Source organism: Flavobacterium glycogeni (assembly GCF_048286775.1).
Lineage (GTDB): Bacteria > Bacteroidota > Bacteroidia > Flavobacteriales > Flavobacteriaceae > Flavobacterium.
Genome location: NZ_JBLVPV010000059.1, coordinates 1 through 2,535, shown reverse-complemented (window position 1 = coordinate 2,535; position 2,535 = coordinate 1). Strand labels below are relative to the sequence as shown.

Below are 2,535 nucleotides of genomic sequence, written 5' to 3'. Positions count from 1 at the left end.
TTATCAGTAGCCGTTAGAGTAGCAGCAGTAGGAATATCAGAACATTGTACCGATACATTTGCAGGCAAAGCTTCTACAAATACAGGAGCCGTTGTATCTTCAACAGTCACAGTTTGTGTATGAGTTGCAGTAAGGCCACAAGCATCTTTCGCAGTCCAAGTACGATTTAGTGTGTAAGCACCAGCACATAATCCAGGAGTGGTTGTTTGTTCGAAAGTCACCACAGCATCACCACAATTATCAGTAGCCGTTAGAGTAGCAGCAGTAGGAACATCAGAACATTGTACCGATACATTTGCAGGCAAAGCTTCTACAAATACAGGAGCCGTTGTATCTTGAATTTTTATTGTCTGATTTGCAGTAGATGAATTTCCACATGCATCGGTAACAGTCCAAGTTCTAGAAATAACTTTATTTCCCAGACAAGTAGCCGCTGGGGTTAAACAAACACTATTAAAATTAATACTGCCATTTACACTTGCTTGTTTTCTGGAATAAATAAACCAAGTACCGTTCATAGGTCCTGTAAAACTTTCAAAGCTGGATACATATGATGTCAACCCAATGATTGTATTCGTCGAACTGGTTACTCCGTTTGGAGTGAAGTTTTGACTAACACCATCTTGAACAAAATTGCTATTGTTCCATTTTGTATAATCAGAACTATTAGGATAAAATACAGGTAAGTATAATTCTTTTGTGTTTGATGTTGCATCATCACACGCTCCACCAGAACAATATGGACCAACTAAAATTATTCCTTGACCATTAGGTGATACTAATGTGAATTCAGCTCTACCTTTTCCTTGATTCGTTTCGAATGCTAAAGCTATTTTTTCGATATTACTAGCTAATGTATCATCAAAACCTGTTATAGTAAATGGGAAATAATTACCATTTCCAGCATTGATTGATCCATTATTTGTTGAGTTGCCAAAACATTCAGAATCAGTATAGCTAGGAGGTGCTAGATTTGAATCACAAGTGTCATTGTATGTTGGATTGCCTGTTATAGTAGGGCTAATATCAGTAACACAATTTGCCCCACTGCTAAGTATTATATTTTGTGGAGGTGTAATAGTTGGAGGTGTTGTATCTTGAACATTGATGGTTTGTGAAGCTGTAGAAATATTTCCACAGGCATCTTCAGCTCTCCAAGTTCTGGTTAAAGTATAATTGTTGGCACAGTCACCATTGGTTCTAACTTCCCCAAGATAAGTTACTACTGGTGTGGCATCACAATTATCCGTTGCACTTATGTTTACTGCTATTTCTACCGCAGGTATTGCATTACATTCAACAGTTACATTCGCAGGCACACCTGCCAATATAGGTGCAGTAGTATCTTCAACGGTAATGGTTTGTACTAATTTAGTTTCATTACCGCCACAATCGGTCAAAGTGTAGGTTCTAGTTACGATGTAAGGATTTCCTTTACAACCAGAAGCTTCATTGTTGGAATCAGAAACAATAACGTTTACCGTTCCGCTACAGTTATCGGTTTCATCAATTATAGCATTAATATCTGCAGTAGGTATGTCAGCAATACATTGTAAACCAGTAATATCCGTAGGTACTGTTGCTGTCGGTGCAATAGTATCATCGATTGTATAGGTGTAAACCCAGTCGTGTGCAGTTCCTTCACAATCGGTGAAAGTGTAGGTATAAGTTACCGTTCCTTCACAGGCAGGTGTTGCAGAAACCACGGTAGCAGAAGCCGTTAATGTGTTACCACAATTATCGGTAACCACCGGTACAGTCGGAGCAACGATATCAGCCACACAAGCTACAGTTGAACCGGCAGGCTCAATTGTAGTGAATGGTTCGTGTTCGATAGTGTAAGTATAGACAAAATCCTGAGAGTTTCCTTCACAATCGGTATACGTGTAAGTGAAGGTTTTAGTTCCTTCGCATCCGTCATAAGTTCCACCAGTTGCAGGGCTTGCCGGAGTCGGAGAAAGTGAGTTTCCGCAATTGTCCATTACAGTAGGTAATTGAATGGTGGAAGTCACGGCCGAAGCCACACAAGCTACCGTTGAACCGGCAGGCGCAATTGTAGTGAATGGTTCGCGTTCGATAGTGTAAGTATAGACAAAATACTGAGAGTTTCCTTCACAATCGGTATACGTGTAAGTGAAGGTTTTAGTTCCTTCGCATCCATCATAAGTTCCTCCAGTTGCAGGGCTTGCCGGAGTCGGAGAAAGCGTGTTTCCGCAATTGTCCGTTACTGTCGGTAATTGAATGGTGGAAGTCACGGCCGAAGCCACACAAGCTACAGTTGAACCGGCAGGCTCAATTGTAGTGAATGGTTCGCGTTCGATAGTGTAAGTATAGACAAAGTCTTGAGAGTTTCCTTCACAATCGGTATAGGTGTAAGAGAAGGTTTTAGTTCCTTCACATCCGTCATAAGTTCCACCGGTTGCAGGGCTTGCCGGAGTCGGAGAAAGTGAGTTTCCGCAATTGTCCGTTACTGTCGGCAATTGAATGGTGGAAGCCACAGCCGAAGCCACACAAGCTACAGTTGAACCGGCAGGC

1 protein-coding gene is annotated in these 2,535 nt (G+C 41.4%); it reads right to left on the bottom strand.

Features of this window, described 5'->3' with window-relative positions:
• The coding region (locus ACNQGX_RS18250; RefSeq protein WP_470303523.1) for an HYR-like domain-containing protein at positions 1-2,535 on the bottom strand (2,535 nt) is incomplete at both ends.